The sequence below is a fragment of the Paraburkholderia sp. SOS3 genome (genome assembly GCF_001922345.1).
Classification (GTDB): domain Bacteria; phylum Pseudomonadota; class Gammaproteobacteria; order Burkholderiales; family Burkholderiaceae; genus Paraburkholderia.
The window spans coordinates 2,048,396-2,066,741 of sequence record NZ_CP018812.1 but is presented as its reverse complement, the minus strand read 5'-3'; the positions used below and the strand labels follow the sequence as shown (position 1 = coordinate 2,066,741).

The 18,346-nt window shown below is 63.2% G+C and carries 16 protein-coding genes and 1 pseudogene; 13 read left to right on the top strand and 4 right to left on the bottom strand.

What is annotated here, in order from left to right; all coding sequences use genetic code 11:
• Positions 1 to 632: 632 nt before the first annotated feature.
• Complete coding sequence (locus tag BTO02_RS29360; protein WP_083615436.1) at positions 633 to 2,279, bottom strand: methyl-accepting chemotaxis protein; 1,647 nt, start codon at positions 2,277 to 2,279, stop codon at positions 633 to 635.
• Positions 2,280 to 2,916: 637 nt separating this feature from the next.
• Here BTO02_RS29360 and BTO02_RS34550 point away from each other — a divergent pair.
• On the top strand, positions 2,917 to 3,204 hold the full coding sequence (locus tag BTO02_RS34550) for a hypothetical protein (protein ID WP_156884022.1): 288 nt from the start codon (positions 2,917 to 2,919) through the stop codon (positions 3,202 to 3,204).
• Between the two features lie 234 nt (positions 3,205 to 3,438).
• On the opposite strand, the gene BTO02_RS29355 is transcribed toward BTO02_RS34550, so the two are convergent.
• Positions 3,439 to 4,203: a GntR family transcriptional regulator gene (locus BTO02_RS29355; RefSeq protein ID WP_083615435.1), complete on the bottom strand. Its 765-nt coding sequence runs from the start codon at positions 4,201 to 4,203 to the stop codon at positions 3,439 to 3,441.
• Positions 4,204 to 4,569: 366 nt separating this feature from the next.
• On the opposite strand from BTO02_RS29355, the gene BTO02_RS29350 reads away from it, so the two are divergent.
• The 12 genes from BTO02_RS29350 (at position 4,570) to BTO02_RS29295 (ending at position 16,978) form a co-directional block, all read left to right on the top strand.
• On the top strand, positions 4,570 to 5,799 hold the full coding sequence (locus BTO02_RS29350; protein ID WP_075160561.1) for an alpha/beta hydrolase family protein: 1,230 nt from the start codon (positions 4,570 to 4,572) through the stop codon (positions 5,797 to 5,799).
• 9 nt (positions 5,800 to 5,808) lie between these two features.
• A complete protein-coding gene (locus BTO02_RS29345) occupies positions 5,809 to 6,444 on the top strand; it encodes a cysteine hydrolase family protein (RefSeq protein WP_075160560.1) in 636 nt (211 codons plus the stop codon).
• A gap of 79 nt (positions 6,445 to 6,523) precedes the next feature.
• A complete protein-coding gene (locus BTO02_RS29340) occupies positions 6,524 to 7,441 on the top strand; it encodes a polysaccharide deacetylase family protein (RefSeq protein WP_075160559.1) in 918 nt (305 codons plus the stop codon).
• Positions 7,441 to 8,292, top strand: a complete 852-nt coding sequence (locus tag BTO02_RS29335) for a branched-chain amino acid ABC transporter permease (RefSeq protein ID WP_075160558.1) — start codon at positions 7,441 to 7,443, stop codon at positions 8,290 to 8,292. The genes BTO02_RS29340 and BTO02_RS29335 overlap by 1 nt, the downstream gene beginning before the upstream one ends.
• The gene (locus tag BTO02_RS29330; RefSeq protein ID WP_075160557.1) at positions 8,289 to 9,266 is read left to right on the top strand and encodes a branched-chain amino acid ABC transporter permease; all 978 of its coding nucleotides are present in this window, start codon (positions 8,289 to 8,291) and stop codon (positions 9,264 to 9,266) included. The genes BTO02_RS29335 and BTO02_RS29330 overlap by 4 nt, the downstream gene beginning before the upstream one ends.
• Before the next feature lie 40 nt (positions 9,267 to 9,306).
• Positions 9,307 to 10,569 (top strand): ABC transporter substrate-binding protein, encoded by a 1,263-nt coding sequence (locus tag BTO02_RS29325; protein ID WP_075160556.1) that lies wholly within the window; start codon positions 9,307 to 9,309, stop codon positions 10,567 to 10,569.
• Between the two features lie 28 nt (positions 10,570 to 10,597).
• The gene (locus BTO02_RS29320) at positions 10,598 to 11,353 is read left to right on the top strand and encodes an ABC transporter ATP-binding protein (protein ID WP_075160555.1); all 756 of its coding nucleotides are present in this window, start codon (positions 10,598 to 10,600) and stop codon (positions 11,351 to 11,353) included.
• Positions 11,346 to 12,047 (top strand): ABC transporter ATP-binding protein, encoded by a 702-nt coding sequence (locus BTO02_RS29315; RefSeq protein ID WP_075160554.1) that lies wholly within the window; start codon positions 11,346 to 11,348, stop codon positions 12,045 to 12,047. The genes BTO02_RS29320 and BTO02_RS29315 overlap by 8 nt, the downstream gene beginning before the upstream one ends.
• 37 nt (positions 12,048 to 12,084) lie before the next feature.
• Entirely contained in the window at positions 12,085 to 13,194 is a 1,110-nt protein-coding gene (locus tag BTO02_RS29310; protein WP_083615433.1) for an amidohydrolase family protein, read from the top strand.
• Positions 13,191 to 13,691, top strand: a complete 501-nt coding sequence (locus tag BTO02_RS29305; RefSeq protein ID WP_075160553.1) for a (2Fe-2S)-binding protein — start codon at positions 13,191 to 13,193, stop codon at positions 13,689 to 13,691. Before BTO02_RS29310 ends, BTO02_RS29305 begins: the two co-directional genes overlap by 4 nt.
• Positions 13,604 to 15,841 (top strand): xanthine dehydrogenase family protein molybdopterin-binding subunit, encoded by a 2,238-nt coding sequence (locus tag BTO02_RS29300; protein ID WP_083615432.1) that lies wholly within the window; start codon positions 13,604 to 13,606, stop codon positions 15,839 to 15,841. Before BTO02_RS29305 ends, BTO02_RS29300 begins: the two co-directional genes overlap by 88 nt.
• Before the next feature lie 255 nt (positions 15,842 to 16,096).
• Positions 16,097 to 16,978: an MOSC domain-containing protein gene (locus tag BTO02_RS29295; RefSeq protein ID WP_075160552.1), complete on the top strand. Its 882-nt coding sequence runs from the start codon at positions 16,097 to 16,099 to the stop codon at positions 16,976 to 16,978.
• A 126-nt stretch (positions 16,979 to 17,104) separates the two neighbouring features.
• Here the strand turns inward: BTO02_RS29295 and BTO02_RS29290 are convergent.
• Both BTO02_RS29290 and BTO02_RS29285 read right to left on the bottom strand, forming a co-directional pair.
• Positions 17,105 to 17,410: pseudogene (locus BTO02_RS29290) on the bottom strand (Y-family DNA polymerase); the annotation flags it as partial.
• A gap of 97 nt (positions 17,411 to 17,507) precedes the next feature.
• Complete coding sequence (locus BTO02_RS29285; protein WP_075160551.1) at positions 17,508 to 17,912, bottom strand: Cro/Cl family transcriptional regulator; 405 nt, start codon at positions 17,910 to 17,912, stop codon at positions 17,508 to 17,510.
• Between the last annotated feature and the right edge of the window lie 434 nt (positions 17,913 to 18,346).

Below are 18,346 nucleotides of genomic sequence, written 5' to 3'. Positions count from 1 at the left end.
CGAACAACTGATGCTATTGCCGCCGGTGTATGCGGGTATGGCCTAAACCAGGCACGGCCGACTATCCATCATCATCTGGTATGCGTGTCGTGGCCGGAACGGCTTTTACACTATCTCATGAATTCGGCCACCGCGGCGCGGGGAACGTGCCGAGTCAATTGGCGACCCGACCTGGTTATTCCGGGACTGCTCGTCGCCTTTTGGTCTGCCGGACGACGGGTGTGTATCGCCCGGATGTTTTGCCGCCTGCCCGCGATTCACATTGCTGATGCCGGGAAGGGGATTGCCAGCTCCTGCGCTTGGCAATGGGTCACTCGATCCCGAGTCCAACAGAGGATCACTTGTGGGTGTGTTCCCTAAAGAAGACTGATTTGTCTGCGCGTCAATCTTCTCAGCCAAAGCCATCGTCTTGAAGTATTCCGAACCCGCAATGCGCATGCTGAACTCCCATAGTGTTAAGCGCTAGCCAGGTTTAACGACGACTTCACCCAAGTCTTTAGCGGCCGCCTCAACCCATTCAACAGCGGACTCAATGATTGAAGGATGTTCAACAATCTTGACCACATGAGGCAGACCGATGCTGCCGGCCAAACACGACAATTCATACGCCGGATAAGTACTATATGGCGCAGTCAGTGCGTATCCGACTCAACGGTGGCCTCGATCTTGAAGACTGCGACTGCTTCGTGCAGGGACCTTGCCTGTTCGTCCATGGAGTGAACCGCTGCAGAAGCCTGTTCGACGAGTGCGGCATTCTGCTGCGTAACATCGTCCATCTGGGCAATCGCCTTATTGATCTGTTCGATGCCGGCGGTCTGCTCGTCGGATGCAGAAGATATCTGCTGCATGATGTTCGCGACGTGACGAACGGAAGATACCAACTGCCTGATCGTACCGCCTGCTTCTTCGACCAGCTTCGATCCCTGTTCCACGCGCCCTTCGGACTCGACGATGAGTTCCTTGATCTCGCCTGCGGCCGTCGCGCTACGTTGCGCGAGGTTTCTTACCTCCGAAGCCACGACCGCGAACCCCCGACCTTCTTCGCCAGCGCGGGCAGCTTCGACCGCTGCGTTCAGCGCGAGGATGTTCGTCTGAAACGCGATGCTTTCTATGACGGAAATGATCTCCGACACTTTTGTCGAACTCTCCGATATCTCGCGCATGGTATCGACGACCCGTCCGACGGCTTCTTCACCTCTTGCTGCCGTGCCGGCGACTGAATGCGCAAGCTGAGTTGCCTCACGCGCGCTATCTGCATTCTGTCGTACCGCACCGGTCAGCTGGTCCATGCTCGAGGCAGTCTGCTCAAGCGACGCAGCCTGCTCCTCGGTGCGCTGGGACAGGTCCGCATTACCTTGCGCGATTTCGCTGGCAGCGATCGCGATGGAATCGCTCGTCGACTTGATGCCAACCACTATCTGCGCGAGCTGATCTTTCATGAACGCCATGGAGTGCATCAGGCTGCTCGTATCCCCTTTTTTGATTATGACCGGAACCAGTAAATCGCCTGAAGCGATTTTCGCTGCCAGACTAGCCGCTTTTGAGGGCTCACCGCCCAACTTGCGCACGAGCGTAAGCGTGATCAGCATGGTTACCAGTAAGCCCGCGACGACTGCCGTGGCCGTGACGAATATGAGCAGGTGCTTCGCGCGCAGATAGGCGAGATTGGCTACGTCGCCTTCGTCGCTCGCGCCTTGCAGATTCACATCCCGGATGATGTCCAATTGCTTTTCGATGTCACCGCGTAATGAGCTTCCTTCGCCACTGAGAAGGGTAGCCGCCTCGTTCGGATGTCCGCTCTTCACCGATGTGCGAATCCGTTGGTCGAGTTCGAGATACTTTGACATCAACGCCTGAATATGGGAGTAGGCCGTTTGCTCCGCGGTCTCGTGCAGATCCGTTTCGTACTCGCCCGCAGCCTTCCGATACGCATCCAGCGCGTGGCCAACTTCCTCATCGGCCAGTTCTGCGTCTTCCGGCGTTCGCGCCACTACTTCGCGAAATTCCTTGAGAACCACTTCCTTCAATGCTGCACGCATCTCTCCACTAGCTTCAATGCTGGAAATCCAGTTATCACGCAGCGATTCGACATGGTCGTTTTCTGTATAGATACCCGAGAGTCCGAGCACACCGACGCCGATCAGCATCGACAACACCGCTCCGAATCCCCACATAAGCTGGGTGACTACTTTCATGTTGCCGAATGCTTTCACGGTCCATCCTCGCATGTTGATATCGTTAAGAAGGTGCCTCAGGAGCGCGCGGATTTCATCTCTCATACCGCAAGCATCCGCCAGGCTTTAGTCGTATTTCCACGCAGACGTTGTCTCTCAAGCGATCGCGCTTAAAGGGCAACTCGTAACCTTGCGTGGGGGAAAAGACGACGATGACCTGATTGAGTCGTTGGTCGACACCGGTAATGACAGGCACAGTAGAAAAATTATTAGCCGTGACAACCTGGCGCCGACGCGGCACTTGCACCAGCCACTCTTTACGCAATGAAAGAAAATCTGCGACGATCGATCATGGCAATTCCAGAGGCTTCATCCTGGATGAGGACGGAGTTCCACGGTCGGCGCCGAGGATGGGCGTGCATTGTTTCGCCGCGGCAAGCGACTGATAAAACATAATCTGGTCGCATATATTGAAAATGACTAGCTCTGTGGGTGTCGGGGAACTACCTTCGTCGCAAAATGCGAATCCCGCCATACCAGCACGCAAATTTCCATAAATATTCGATTCCATTCATATAATTTAGGCTTCGTATAAATATTTAGGAAGCCGGGCATGAAGACCATCGCAGCATTTTTGCCTACGGCAGAAGAGTTTTTTCACGCGCCCGTCGTTCAATTCTCAGCGCTCAAGCAATAAAGTGAAGCTATCGTTGTGTAGACGATATCTTGATAGGAGAGAACGATGAAGATGTTGTATCGTCAAAAACCAGCTGCATTCGCCATGATGATGTTTGTGTGCATCACGTCATCCGCCGTCGCACAGGAACAAACAATTCAAGGAACAAACAGGGCTCCGGTTTCGCAAGCCAGTACGCCTCCGCCCGCCACCGCGCCAGCCAAAAGCGATCGTGCAAGGACGTGGAAGCGGGTCGATTACACGGGCGGCGTCAATACCGGACGCGAGATCCAGTTCAACACGCCCGGCTGCGTTGGCCCCATCAGCTACTGCAACCTGTATTTTGGCGGATAGCAGAATAGCCTTGAACGCTGCACGTGTGCGAGGCAACGCGGGAGTTCGAGGAGACCGATGGCCGTACAGCGATGAGTGCATCATTCGCGCAAAGCGGTTTCCGGATGGTCGACAGGCGGTGCAGCCGGGCGCGACGTGCGAGGTCGGCATCCTCAAGCTGTGCGGGCAGTATCGGTACGTGTGGAACGCGATCGCGGGCGGCGGCGGGTACCACGTCACCTTCTGGCAACTCGGTCACCCGGCATGCGCCGACGTTGCATCGCCGGGCAGCGCGCGCCCCGCCAGCTGCTCGCGCAATTGCGACTTGATGCTGTGAATATGTTCGCGCATCAGCTGTTCGGCGCGGTACGGCTCGCGCGCCATGATCGCCTCGAACAGCCGGTGGTGGTCGTCGTGGCTGCGCAGCTTCCAGCGGTATTCGTCCCACAGGATGTTACGGTCCGACGACATCGGCACGTTGTGGCACTGGCGAATCATGTCGTTGATCATGCGGTTGCCGGCGGCCTGGCCGATCGCATCGTGGATGCGCACATTGACGTCGCGAAACAGCGGCTTGTCTTCCGGCAACAGCATGCCTTTCGCGAGCAGCGTGTCGCCGTCGGCGAGCGCCTCGCGATAGATCGCTTCCAGTGGCGGCGTCAGTCCGTGCTCGGCCGCGAACCGCGCAGCGAGCCCCTCGAGCACGCCGCGTATGTCGATCACTTCGAGCAGCTCGGCGGTAGCGAGGTTGCGCACACTGTAGCCGCGGTTCGGTGCGTACTCCAGCATGCCCTCGGCCGCCAGCCGATGCAACGCCGCGCGAATCGGCGTGCGCGACACGTCGAGCATCTTCGCTAGCGGCACTTCCTGTAGCTTCTCGGCGGGCGAGAACACGCCGGCGAGAATCGCTTCCCTGAGTCGATCGGTGACCGACTGCGAGCGCGTGATGCTGGCAGGATCGGCAAGCTGCAGTTGCGTGGGCTGCGCGCTCGGGTCGGCGGCGGGGACTTGCTTGGTCATGGCGGCAGGCCTTCCGAAGTGGATCGGGTGGTCGTATCAATATGCTGTCTGTTGCCTGATTGTATCCAAAAATGGATTTTGCGAGCGCGTTGCAACGATGCTTTCTATCAGCCGACGCCTGCACCGAACCGGGCAATCCGCGCACCGATTCGGAAGCCGCAATCGCAGGCTGTGCATCAGAACAGCACATTACCTCTTGTTTGTAGGCATTTTATCGGTGACCGTCAACCGGGTCGGCGGTTGTTGTTTGATCCGACGAAGCCCACGGAGACTGGGCATCGCGCATTTAATGATTGGCTACGCCTGCGAATTGGCACGCCTGTTGCTCAGTTATGTATACAAAACGTGAGTTCCACGAGGTCACGCATGCAGACTGAAGACAACGCGATCGGTACCATCACGGCGAACCTCAACGCTCACTACGAGCCATTCGGCTGGCACCACTGGCCGGAGCATCCATGGTTCTCGTATCAGTTTCGCCGCGGCCTCGGCGAAACGCAGGAGGGCGGCGGCGCGGTCAGCGAAGCATTGCGAACCGCCGCGCGCATCGTCGCCGGCGACGACGACAGCTGGCACGTCGAATGGCGTGCTACCGGCGAGCGCAATCTGCAGCGCGCGCAGGCCGAAGAAGCGCTGGGCCACGTGCGCACGTCGATCAACTGCTATCTGCGTGCTGCCAACTACTTCCGCCAGGCGGAGTTCTTCCTGAACCCGGACGATCCGCGCCGCCTCGATACCTTCACGCTGATGGAAAGATCGAGTCACGGTTTCCTGCGGCAACTGAGTCCTGCAGGCGAAGTGCTCGAGATTCCATACGAAAACGGCAGCGCGCTGCCGGCCTATTTCGTGCGCGCGCCGTTTCCGGTGGCGCGCCAGCCGGTGCTGATCTGCATGGGCGGACTCGATTCGATCAAGGACGAGATGTGGTTCATGCAGGCGCACGGCGCGCTGCAACGCGGCATCTCGGTGCTGATGATCGACGGCCCCGGGCAGGGCGGCGCGCTGCGCCGGCAACGCATCGTCAATCGTGCGGATACCGAAGTGCCGATCGGACGTTGCATCGATTACCTCGAAACCCGCGCCGACGTCGATCCGGCCCGCATCGCCGTGTGCGGTTCGAGTCTCGGCGGCTACTACGCGGCGCGCGCGGCCTGTTACGAGCACCGCCTCGCCGCCTGCGTATCGCACGGCGCGATCTCGAGCATCACCGACATGTGGGGCAGCGCCGGCGAAGACCACGGGCTGGCGATGCACATCAAGTGGGTGTTCGGCCGGCCGAGCATGAAGGCGGCCATGGACAAGGCGCGCGAGTTCGCGCTGGAAGGGCATCTGGAGCATATGCGCTGCCCTTATCTGGTGATGCATGGCGGTCACGACGTACTGACGGTCTCGCAGGCGCGCAAGGTTTACGACTACGGCGTCGCGAAAGGCGTCGACTGTACGTTGCGCCTGCTGGATGAGGAAGAGACGGGCGCCGAGCATTGCCAGCACGACAACCCGACGATCGGCCAGGAACTGCTCGGCGACTGGCTCGCCGATCGCCTGGGCATCGATCAGCGCGCGCTGCTGACGCTCTCCCGTAACAACCTGCAATAAGGAATCTTCATGAATTTCGGTGTCGACAAAGTCAGGGCGGCGGTGGTCGCGATCGATCTGCATCGCGGGCATCTGGACATGGAAGTGGCCACCATGCCGGCTGCACCCGACGTCGCCGCGCGCGTGGTGGCCACAAACCGGCGTCTGTTCGACTGGTGCCGCAGCCAGGCGATCCCGGTCGTGCATCTGGTCACGCATTACCGCGACGTCGAGGAGATCCGGGTGAATGCGTTCTGGCGCACGCGCGCCGAAGATCCGAACAATCCGCGCAAGAACGTGCTGAAGCACAACCTGACCGGCATGCCGGGCTGCACGATCATGCCCGGTCTGCACGACGCAGCGCGCGACTGGGTGGTGGACACCAAGAAGCGCTACAACTGCTTCACCGCTACCGACCTCGATTTCCTGTTGCGCTCGCATGGCATCAACACGCTGATCGTCACCGGCGTCAATACCAACAGCTGTGTGCTGTCGACTGTCACCGCCGCGTGCTCGCTCGACTATGCGGTGCTCGTGCCGAGCGATTGCGTCGACACGATGGACGCGCCCGCGCTGCACGATGCAGCGCTGCTGTGCATTCGCACCGCATTCGGTTTCGTGATGACCTCCGATGAAGTGATGGCGCTTGCCGAACTCACAACCTGAGCACCCGCGCGCAACCGACCCCGCGCCCGAGCCTGGTGCCACACCAGCGGCCGCTCCCCCAATTGAAGGAACTGCATTCATGTCCATGATTCCGCGCGAAAGAACCGGGTACTCCGCCATCGTCGACCGGCCACCGCTTAAGCTGCCCGGCGACGCAAGGGTGATCGTATGGACCATCGTCAACCTCGAGGTCTGGGACATCGCGCGGCCGATGGCGCGCCAGGTGCTGCCGGCGCCGACCGGCGCCGTGCTGCTGCCCGACGTGCCGAACTGGTCGTGGCACGAATACGGCATGCGGGTGGGCTTCTGGCGCTTCAAGAAGCTGTACGACCTGCTCGGCATCCGCCCGACGCTGTCGATCAACGCGCGTGTGTGCGTCGACTACCCGCGGGTGGCGGCGGCCTGCCGCGACGCGGGCTGGGAGTTTATGGGGCATGCGTTCGAACAGATGCCGATCCACAAGGTGGAAGACCAGAAGTCGATGATCGAGCGCAGTATGGACGTGCTCGAGAAGTTCGTCGGCAAGCGGCCGGTGGGCTGGCTCGGTCCGGGCCTGACGCAGACGCTCGAGACGCCTGAACTACTCGCGGGCGCGGGCGTCAAGTACATCGGCGACTGGGTCTACGACGACGAACCCACCACCATCGCCACCGGCAATGGCCCGCTGGTGACGCTGCCGTACACGATGGAAAACAACGACATCACGATGATGATGGTGCAGCATCACGAAGCGGCGTACTGGACGCAGAAGTGCATCGATACCTTCGATCGCTATTACCAGGAAGGCGCTGAGCGGCCGAAAATCATGGCGATGGCAATCCATCCGTATATCAGCGGGCAGCCGTTCCGTATCGGGTATCTGGAAAAGGTCTACGAGCATATCAACCGGCATGCAGGCGTGCTGCACTGGAACGGCGAGCAGATTCTCGACTGGTATCGCGGCCAGCAGGGCGCCGCCAGCGCCAGGCCGGAAACAAACACCGGAGCCGCGCGCTGATGCTCGCCACCGTCCAGTTGCTCAATGGGCTCACCTTCGCGGCGCTGCTGTTCCTCGTCGCGAGCGGCTTTACGCTGGTGTTCGGGCTGATGCGCATCGTCAATCTCGCGCACGGCGCGATGTATCTGGTCGGCGGCTACACGGCGTATTCGGTCGCCACGGCCACCTCCAGTCTGCTCGCCGGCATCGTCGCGGCGGCGGCGCTGGTGGCGCTGCTCGGTCTCGTCGAGCAGGCGCTGCTGCGGTTCGTGGCCGGGCACGAGCTGCGCCAGGTGCTGCTGACGCTCGGCCTCGGGTTGATCATCAACGATGCGGCGCTGGTGATCTTCGGCGGCGATACGCTGAACGTGCCGATTCCCGAATGGCTGCAGGGCCCGCTGCAGGTCGGCGGTCTTTATTACCCGCGCTATCGGCTGTTCGTGCTCGGCGTCGGTGTGCTGGTCTTCGTGCTGCTGTGGCTGACGGTCAATCGCACGCGCCTCGGTGCGCTGATCCGAGCGGGCGTCGACGATGCCGAGACCGTGCAGGCGATGGGCATCAACATCCGCGTCGTGTTCGTCGCGACCTTCCTGCTCGGCATGGCGCTCGCCGGCATTGCGGGGGCGCTCGGCGGCGCGTTTCTGTCACTGTATCCGACTGCCGATTCGGAAATTCTCGTGTACAGCCTTGCCGTGGTGATCATCGGCGGACGCGGCTCGCTGGTCGGCGCAGCGCTCGGCAGCCTCGCCGTCGCGCTGCTGTCGACCTTCGGACAGGTGTGGTTTCCCGAACTGTCGTACTTCGTGATCTTCGGGCCGATGGCGCTGCTGCTCGCATTTCGGCCGCATGGCCTGTTCGGACGCACCGCATGAACAACCTTCGGAAGACCTCGCGCAAGGCCGCCGCGACGGCCGCGCTCGCCGCCGTGCTGCTCGCGCTGGTGCCGCTCGTCGCGCCGGGCTACCGCACGGGGCTCGTCACGCAGATGCTGATCTACGCGTTGCTCGCGATGTCGATCGACATCATGGCCGGCTATGCGGGCCGCACGTCGCTGTGTCACGGCGCGATCTTCGGCACCGCCACCTACGTGGTGATGTACGTCGTCACCGTGGCGGGCGGTAACGTATGGGCCGGCTGTGCGCTGGGCGTGGCCGCCGCGATGGCGGTGTCGCTGATCGTCGGCCTGCTTGCGGTGCGCACCAGCGGCGTGTACTTCCTGCTGCTGACGCTCGCGCTCGGCATGGTGGTGTGGGGCGTCTGCGTGCGCTGGACGTCGGTGACCGGCGCGGACAACGGCTTGCGCGGCAACGTGCGGCCCGACTGGCTGGCCGATCCGTCGCGCTTCTTCTACTTCGTGCTGGTGCTCGCCGGCCTGCTGATGTTCGCGATGTGGCGCTTCGTCGGCTCGCCGTTCGGCATGTCGCTCGCCGGCATCCGCGAGAGCGAGTCGCGCATGCGCAGTCTGGGCTACGACACGAGCCGCCATCTGCTGATCGGCTTTGTGTTTTCCGGTTTCGTGGCCGGGGTCGCGGGCGCCTTGTACGCGCTTTTCAACAGCTTCGTCAGCCCGTCGACGGTCGCTCTGACGCAGTCGGTGATGGGCCTGCTGATGGCGATTCTCGGCGGTATCGGCACGCTTGCCGGCGGCATCGTCGGCTCGGCGCTGATCGTGGTGCTGCAGAACGTGGTCAGCTCGTACACGGAACGCTGGTCGATGGTGCTCGGCCTGCTCTTCGTGCTCGTGATGATCTTTGCGCCCGAGGGGCTGCTGGGCAGCCTGCGCAGCCGTTCGGGCAAGCGCGCGGCGCGGCTCGCGCGCGCGGCGGGCAAAGCGGGGCAGGTCTAGAACCATGCCGTCGAAAATATCAAATCGTGGGGAATCAGCAATGGATCGTCGCAGCTTCGTCAAAACTTCGGCTGCCGCATTCGGCGGGCTCATGCTGTCGACGCATGCGCTAGAGGCGCTCGCGCAAGGCACGGGGCCGGTCAAGATCGGCTTGCTGGCGCCGCTGACCGGCGTGGTCGCGGCCGGCGGCAAGGAGATCGTCGAGGGCTTCAACCTTTACTGGACGCAGGTCGGCGGCAAGGTGGCCGGCCGCGAGATTCATGTGCTGGTGGAGGACGACGGCTCGAATCCCGACATCGCGTTGCAGAAAGCCCGCAAGCTGGTCGAACAGCAGGGCGTGGCGTTTCTGATCGGCGATCTGCTCGCCAATACCGGGCTGGCCGTGGCCGAATATGCGAAGAGCAACGGCGTGCCGTACTTCATACCGGTGGTCGCCGCCGACGACCTGACACAACGTGCGCGCGTGCCCAACGTGCTGCGCGTGGCCGGCTACACGGCAAGCCAGATGTCGCGGCCGCTCGCGGACTGGGCGTATCGCAAGAAGAATCTGCGCAAGATCGTCACGGTGTCGCAGGATTACACGTTCGGCTACGAGCAGTGCGGCGGCTTTGCGCAAGTGTTTACCGGCCTCGGCGGCAAGATTGCCGGGCAGTTCTGGAACCCGCTGAACACGCAGGACTTTAGCCCCTACATCGCGCAGATCCAGAGCGCCGCGCCCGATGCGGTGTTCGCGATGGAAACCGGCGCCGATGCGAATCGCTTTATCCAGCAATGGGCAAGCTTCGGCATGAAGGGCAAGATTCCGTTGATGGGCGCACAGAACTTCACCGACCAGTCGGTGATCCGCACGCTGGGCCCCGAGGTGGACGGCATCGTGTCGTCGGCGCACTTCGCCGAAGGCAATCCGATCCCGGCGACGCAGAAGTTCGTCGACGCGTATCAGGCCGCTTACAAGAAGCTGCCGTCGCTGTACGGCTTCTCGTTCTACTCGGCGGCGATGTGGCTCGCACAGGCGATCCAGGCGGTGAACGGCCAGGTGGAGGACCGGCAGAAGTTTCTCGCCGCGGTGCGCGAGGTCACGCTGACGAACTCGCCGCTGGGTCGCCCGGTGCATCTGGACGCGTACGGTAATCCCGTCTACGACGTCTATATCCGCCAGGTCGAGAAGCGGCCCGGCGGCGGCTACTGGAACGTGCCGCTCGAAACCTATCCGCAGGTTTCGCAGTTCTGGACCTACAAGCCGGACGACTATCTGAAGCAGCCTTCGTATTCGCGGGCTTTCCAGGGCATCGGGAAGGCCTAGTGCCGGCTCCTGGCGAAACAGGCTGGCGATGAACTCCGCACTTCTCGAACTTGCTCAGGTCGGCATCCACTTCGGCGCGCTGAAGGCGGTCGATGGCGTCGACCTGACCATCGCGCCCGGCGAGCGCTGCGCCATTCTCGGCCCGAACGGCGCCGGCAAGACCACGCTGTTCAACGCGATCACCGGCATGATCCCGGCCTCGTGTGGACGGGTGGCGCTGGCCGGCGCCGATATCACGCGCATGGCGCCGAACCTGCGCGCGGCGCGCGGCATTGCGCGGACCTTTCAGATCACCAACCTGTTCTTCGGGCTTTCGGCGGAAGACAACCTGTTGCTGGCCGCGCGCGGGCTCGGCCGCACGAAGTTTTCATTGTTCGGCGCGGGGCGCGCACGCGATGACGAGCGCCAGCGGGTCGCCGATGCGCTCGACAAGTGCCATCTGCACCAGCGCCGCAGCCAGCTCGTCAAGGAGCTGTCATATGGCGAGCAACGCCAGCTCGAACTGGCGATGTCGCTGACCAGCGCGCCGCGCCTGCTGCTGCTCGACGAACCGGCGGCAGGTCTGTCGCCCGCCGAGCGGGGGGTGATGGCCGACGTGATTCGCGGCTTGCCGCGGAGCTTGTCGGTGATCCTGATCGAACACGATATCGACCTCGCGCTGGGACTCGTCGATCGCGTGGTCTGCATGTACCAGGGCCGGGTGCTGGTGGAGGGCACGCCCTCTGAAATCCGGCGCAACCCACAGGTGCAGGAAATCTATCTGGGGAGGCCGCGACATGCTTGAGATCAGCAATGTCAGCGCCGCATACGGCGAGGCGGCCGTGCTCGACGGCGTCACGATGCAGGTGGCCGAGGGCGAAATCGTCGCGCTGCTCGGCCGCAACGGCATGGGCAAGACCTCGCTGGTGCGCTCGGTGATGGGGCTCGGCTCGCCGCAGGTGACCGCCGGCTCGGTGCGCCTCGACGGCGCCGAACTGCGCGGCCTGCCGTCGCACCAGATCGCGGCGCGCCGGATCGGCTACGTGCCGCAGGGGCGCCGGCTGTTTCCGTCGCTGACCGTGCTCGAACATCTGCAGATGCTCGAGCGCAAACGCCCGGGCGCATGGACCGTGCAGCAGGTGCTCGACGCGTTTCCGCGCCTCGGCGAGCGGCGAGCCAATCGCGGCAACCAGTTGTCGGGCGGCGAGCGGCAACTGCTCGCAATCGGCCGCGCGCTGATGACCGGGCCGCGCATCCTGCTGATGGACGAGCCGACCGAAGGGCTCGCGCCGGTCACCGTCGCACAGGTGGAGGAGATTCTCGGCCGCCTGCGCGCGCATGGCCTCGGCATTCTGCTGGTCGAGCAGAACCTGTACAGCGCGCTGTCGCTGGCCGACCGCGTCTACCTGTTCGAGACCGGGCGCGTGGTCTGGCAAGGCAAGCCTGCCGAGCTGCAGGCGAGCGAAGCGACCTTGCACCGCTATCTGGGTATTCATTGACGTTCGCGGCGCGTGCCGCTTCTATCGGAACTCTTTCATGTTTCACACCTGTACCCCGGGCCGCCACGTGCCCGGCTGCCAGCATCAGAAGAACGGCGACGCGACGCTGGCGCGCAGCAAGCGCGGTCGTGCGCTGCGCATCGACATTCATTGCCACTATCACAACGTTGAGGTGGCCGCCCAGGTCGCGCCGCTAAAGCCGCACGAGAAAGAGCCGGCGATCGTGTTCGCCAATGCGTTGAGCCGCGAGATCAACCAGCGCCAGATGCAGGAGCGCGGCGGCAAGCTGTCCGGCGTCGACGAGCGTCTGCAGGATATGGACCGGATGGGCATCGATATGCAGGCGGTATCGCCGTCGCCGGGACAGTACTACTACTGGGCCGAGCCGGGCCTCGGCCGCGACCTGTCGCGCGCACAGAACGATCGCATCGCGGAGCTCGTCGCACAGTACCCCGAGCGTTTCGTCGGACTCGGCACGGTGCCGCTGCAGGACGCGAAGATGGCCACCGCCGAACTGGTGCGTTGTGTGAACCGGCTTGGCATGCGCGGTGTGGAGATCAACACCAACGTCAACGGTATCGATCTGGCCGACCGGCGTCTTGGCCTCGAACGCTTTTTCGCCAAGGCGCAGGAACTCGACGTGGTGCTGTTTATCCATCCGCTCGGCTTCGACCGTGGCGAGCGCATGGTCGACCACTACTTCAACAACGTGATCGGCAATCCGCTCGAATCGACGCTGGCGGTTAGCCATCTGATCTTCGGTGGCGTGCTGGATCGCTATCCGGGCCTGAAGTTCTGCGTCGCGCATGCGGGCGGTTATCTGCCGCACTATCCGGCGCGCATGGACCATGCATGGAAGGCGCGTGCCGATGCGCGCGTGCTGGTGAAGAAGAAACCGTCGTCGTATCTGAAGAAGTTCTATTTCGATACCCTTACGTTCGATACCACGTTGCTCGACAGCATGATCGAACGCTACGGCGCGCGCCATGTGCTGCTCGGTACCGACTATCCGTATGATATGGGCGACGACGATCCAGTCGGGCTGGTGCAAAGCGTCACCCGTCTGAGCGACGCGCAGCAGCAGGCGATCATGGGCGGTAACGCTGCGCGCCTGTTGAAGATCAAGACCCGACGGGTACGCACATGACTCTATCTTCGCAACAGGAATTCGAACTGACGGTTAACGGCACGCGTCATCGCGTGCGGGCTGAGCCGTCGACACCGTTGCTATACATCCTGCGTCAGGACCTGCAGTTGAAGGGCGTGCGCTTCGGCTGCGGCGCCGGCCATTGCGGCAGTTGCACGGTGCAGATCGACGGGCGCGCGGTGCAGTCCTGCGATCTGCCGCTCGAGGCGCTCGGCAGCGGCGCGGTGACCACCATCGAAGGCCTCGGCACGGCCGCGGCGCCTCATCCGGTGCAGCAGGCGTTCGTCGACGAACAGGCGGCGCAATGCGGGTATTGCATCAACGGCATCATGATGTCGGTGGCGGCGCTGATCGAACACAACCCCGCTCCCGACGATGCCGAACTGCTGCGTGCGCTCGATCGTCATCTGTGCCGCTGCGGTACCCACGTGCGCATTCTGCGCGCGGCGCGGCGCGCGATCGCGGCACTGGCTGCCGCCAGGGAGTCCTCGCGATGAACCTGCCTCTGTTGCATGCCGATCTGTCGACCAATCCGCGTCTGTCGAGCTGGATTCGCGTCGCCGCAGACAACCCCATCGAACTGTTTATCGGCAAGGTCGAGCTCGGCCAGGGCACGGTCACTGCGCTCGCGCAGATGGCCGCCGAGGAACTCTGCGTACCGCTCGCGTCGCTACGCGTAACGGCCGGCGCGACCGAGCATTGCCCGGACCAGGGCCTGACGGTCGGCAGCGTGTCGGTGCAGATCGGCGGCATGGCGGTGCGCGCAGCATGCGCGGAGGTGCGGCAGCGCTTTATCGCGGCGGCGGCGCTGCGGCTCGACGTGGCTCCCGATGCGGTGCATGTCGCGCAGGGGCGCTTTTCTTGCGCTGCGCATCCCGGGCGCGCGCTGACCTACGGCGAGCTCGCAAGCGCCGTCGATCTCGACGCGCCGGCCGACGGCAGCGCGATGCCGCGGCATTGGGCGTCGCGAGAAATCAGCGGCACCAGCGCGGCGCGCCTCGATCTGTCGACCAAACTGTTCGGCGCGGCGTTCGTGCACGACCTCGAGTTGCCCGGCATGTTGCACGGGCGCGTAGTGCGGCCGCCGTCGTACGGCGCGCGGCTCATCGGCTTCGATGCCGGTGCGGTGCGTGCATTGCCCGGTGTCGAACAGGTGCTGGTAGATGGACGCTTTATCGGCGTATGCGCGCAACGCGAAGAGCAGGCGGTCAAGGCCGCGCTGGTGGCGCAGCGGCTCGCGCGCTGGGACGGCGAAACGAGCTTGCCCGCGCCCGATGCCGCGCAAAGCTGGCTGCCCGCGCTGCCGTCCCAGCCGAGCACGGTCGAGGCGGCGGTGGAGCCGACCGGCACGCAGTTGCATGCGCGTATCGACGCGCGGTACTCGAAGCCCTTTCTGTCGCACGCGTCGATCGGCCCGGCCTGCGCGCTCGCGCACTGGCAAGCTGCCGCGCCCGAGCGGCCGCACCTGTCGGTGTGGTCGCACACGCAAGGCAGCTTCGCATTGCAGCGCGAACTGGTGGCCACGTTCGGCCTCGCGCCCGATCAGGTCAGCGTGACTCACAAGGACGGGGCCGGTTGCTACGGCCACAACGGCGCGGACGACGTCGCGCTCGACGCCGCGTTGCTGTCGCGCGCGTGCGGCCGGCCGGTGCGCGTGCAATGGAGCCGCGAAGACGAACTGTCGTGGGCATCGTTCGGCTCGGCGATGGTGATGCGCGTCGATGCCGGTCTGGATGCGAACGGCCGTATCGCGCACTGGCGCTACGATGTGTGGAGTCACACGCATGCGGTGCGGCCGGGCACCGGCAATGGCGCGGCCTTGCTGGCGGCCTGGCATCGCGAACAGCCGGGCGCGCTGCCCGAGCCGCGCGATTTTCCGCTCGCGCAAGGCGGCGGCGGACAGCGCAATGCGCAGCCGCTGTACAAGATGGCCGGGCGCGAGGTCGTCTATCACTTCGTGCCGGCGCGCACGTTGCGTTGCTCGGCGTTGCGCACGCTGGGCGCGTTTGCCAATGTGTTTGCGATCGAATCGGCGATGGACGAGCTCGCGGCACTGGCCAGGATCGACCCGATCGCTTTCCGGATCGCGCATCTCGACGACCCGCGCGCGATCGCCGTGCTCGACACGGTAGCGCGCGAGTCCGGCTGGCACGATGCGAGGCCCGAGGCCAAACGCGCCGACGCAATGCGCGGACGCGGCGTCGGCTTCGCCCAGTACAAGAACAGCGCGGCCTATTGCGCGGTGGTGATCGAAGTGGAGGTTACCGATCGGATCCTGCTCGAACGCGTGACGGTCGCGGTGGATGCCGGTGAGGTCATCAACCCGGACGGCCTGATGAACCAGGTCGAAGGCGGCGTATTGCAGGCTGCAAGCTGGACCTTGAAGGAAGCGGTGCGGTGGGACCAGACGCAGATCACGTCGCGCTCGTGGGACGATTATCCGATCCTGCGTTTCGACGAGGTGCCCGGCGAGTTTGCCGTGCATATTTTGCCGCATCCGGAGCTGCCGCCGCTCGGTGTGGGTGAATGTGCGGCAGGGCCGACTGCGGCAGCGATCGGCAATGCGCTTGCCGATGCACTTGGCCTGCGCGTGCGGGATCTGCCGTTGACGCCGGAGCGGCTGCTCGCGGCGTTGCACGAAGCGTGATATCAGTTCGCAAGCGGGCCTTATGTGGCAGCGAAGGCGTTGCGCTGAGGCGGGTCCGCCGTTGCGACCTCCCGGGCGCAGGCGTTGCGCCGCGGCGAAGATCGATTCGGCCGGCCTCGTAGGCGCGGCATACGAGCGAGGGCTGCCGCAACGGTCGCCGTCATCGTTGCGCCTGCAAGCATTCTCACGGGCAGGTTGCGGGACGATGTACGATACGTGGAAATTTCAGATCAATTTCTCTCGCTTGTCCCGGCCATGCCTTTTATCAGTGCGCTGTACGTCTATCCGATCAAATCCTGTGCCGGCATTGCGTTGCAAGCGGCCGACGTGGTGTCGCACGGGCTTCGCTGGGATCGTCACTGGATGGTGGTCGAGGGCGATGGCCGGTTCGTGTCGCAGCGCGAATATCCGCGCATGGCGACGATTCGCACCGCGCTTGCAGCAGACCGGCTCGAGCTTTCCGCGCCAACGCTGCACGACACGTTCGCGTTGCCGTTCGACGCACCGGCGCATGCGCGCACGGTTCGCGTCACCGTGTGGAAGGACAGCTTCCGCGCGCTTGACGAAGGCGATGCCGCCGCGCAATGGTTTTCACGGGCGCTGGCCGCGCCGGTGAGGCTGGTTCGTTTCGACCCTGACCCGGTTCGCCACGCCAGCAGGAAATGGACCGGCGAGATCGAAGCTCCGGTGCAATTCGCCGATGGTTTTCCACTGCTCGTGACCAACGAGTCCTCTCTCGACGAGATCAACCGCCGTCTTGCCGGTAAAGGTGCGAGCGCGGTGCCGATGAACCGCTTTCGTCCCAACATCGTACTGGCCGGCGATCTCGACGCCTTCGACGAAGACTATGTCGATACCGTGCGGCTGGACGCGCATGGCGAGCACCAGCGTGTGCCGGTCGTGCTGCGTCTGGTCAAACCCTGCGCGCGCTGTCCGATTACGACAGTCGACCAGACGCGCGGCGCACCCGACCCGGCGTGGCCGCACGAACCGCTCGACACGCTGGCGGGATGGCGTGCCGACCCGCGCGTGGACGGCGGGCTCACGTTCGGACAGAACGCAATCGTGATTGCCGGGCAGGGCGGCCAGCTCAGAGTCGGTGACGCAACCCGTTGCGAGTGGCATTTCCCCGGATAGCTACGTGGGCTGATCTGCGGTTTCTTTGACGTATGTGAGAAAAATGCCCGCAAGCGTCCGCGCCCAAATTGAACGGCGTTCAGCCTGTTTCGCGCCGAGATATGCTCGCGCGAGGGCCAATGCCCGAACGGCGGCCTTGAAGAGGCGCGAGTAGTGACGGTGAGAATCGAAGTTCGCCGGTATCAGATATGCATTCGGGGGCAAGCTGTGCGGCGTTCATCATGCCCATTGCCGAGTACACGCCCAGCGCCCGCGTTTCGTAAGTGGACGTGGTGACGACGCCGCGCCCGAGTGCTGGCGCGGATGGGCAAATTGCCGGCTGCCGTGGGGCAAGGTTTCAGGCGCGGCCTGGCGACCACCACCGATCACGATCGGCAAACCACGCAGCTCCGGACAGCGCAGCAGTTCGACCGACGCATAGAACGCGCCCATGTCCAGGTGGGCACATTCGTGATCAGAATTGTCGAGGGTAGTGTCAAATTATCGAGGTCGGCCAGCAGGAAGCTGCTGATCTGGGTTCGGTGGTTCATCATCGTGGATGCTCATGTTTTTGATTTGACATAAGATAAACCGTTGCGCCCCCAATTTGTTGGAGCGGCGCGGCTTGCGCGGGTGAGGGTGTCACAAAATTTGTGACGATCGCGAAGACAAGCGCCGCGCTAAGTCCCGCCATCTTCGGTGTAAAAACTTCCCATAACGATTTTTGACCTGACTTCTCCGCTCGATCGATGTCTGCAGCGATGATTATGGGTAGCGGGTTGTCCAAGTCGAGTTCGCTCGCGAGGCGGAGGCATGTTTCGTTATCCATCACGCGCTTGCCGGTCCGGTAATGGCTGGCAACGGAGTGCGACCATCCCATGTAGTCGCATAGAGCCTTGTCGTTCTTGAGGCCCTTCTTTGCAATGACTGCATCTAGATATTTCACGCTCTTCATATACGTTCCCCTTGACATCTACAGACCGTAGGATATTCTACGGTCTGTAGAATTCCTACGGCCTGTAGATGTTCCGCAGTCTATCAGCATGTACAAAAAGGTAAACCCCGCTGGAGTCGGGGAGCTGTAAGCAACTAACGGGGGTTAGCTGTGCCTGCATATCGAGTCCATGTCTATACGCAGCATGCGCACACGCGTGTTGCGACTGTCGAAGTCCGTGCGCGTGATGGTGCGGGCGCTCGCGACAAGGCCCGTGCTGAACTCTGCCGGCAGGGTCGTCAGTCCAATTTTCTTACGCTGGTGCCGGTTGAAGTCGGCGCACCGGCGAATCCCTTCCGAATCTGATCGTGGTTAAGTGCGTCGACGATATCTCCACGCCTGACCTGTTCGATGGTGGCGTTTCATCGTCTGTGATTGTGATGCCGCTGGATGTG